Here is a 551-nt window from a genome sequence, read left to right on the forward strand (position 1 = left end):
GCTGGTTCGCGCCTGACAGCCTGCCCGAACTGCTGCCCAACATGGCGCGCAGCATCGAGGCCTATCTCCGGTTCAAGGCCACCGGAAAATTCCAGATGATCTGAGAGGTTAACCTTGCTCCTGCATTCGCCGAGCGATTGCCCGGTGCAGATCAGGGGCGGCGGTGACAAGCGCCTTGGCCGCCTCTGACTGCGGGTGGTCGAGCACCTCGTTTGTCTTGCCGCGCTCGACGATCTTACCGTCATGCATGACCAGCACCTCGTCCGTTATGGCGCGGGCGACGGTCAGGTCGTGGGTGATGAAGAGATAGGCGATGCCGAGCTTCTGGTTGAGCTCCGCGAACAAATCGAGGATCTGGGCGCGGATCGAGACGTCGAGCGCCGAGACCGGCTCGTCGGCGACGACCAGTTTGGGGCGGGTGATGATGGCGCGGGCGATCGACAGGCGCTGACGCTGGCCGCCGGAAAATTCGTGCGGGTATTTGTCCATGTCGCTGATGCCGAGGCCGACTTCGTGCAGGGCATGCGCCACCATCTCGCGGCGCTCGGCGC

Annotated in this window: 1 protein-coding gene; it reads right to left on the bottom strand. The window is 64.1% G+C overall.

Translation table 11 applies throughout. The annotated features are described in order from the left end of the window. Window positions 1–108: 108 nt before the first annotated feature. A partial coding sequence (locus EN935_RS39540; protein ID WP_127374433.1) for an ATP-binding cassette domain-containing protein occupies window positions 109–551 on the bottom strand: 443 nt, incomplete at its 5' end.

The sequence above is a fragment of the Mesorhizobium sp. M7D.F.Ca.US.004.03.1.1 genome, assembly GCF_003998635.1.
GTDB classification, from domain to species: domain Bacteria; phylum Pseudomonadota; class Alphaproteobacteria; order Rhizobiales; family Rhizobiaceae; genus Mesorhizobium; species Mesorhizobium loti.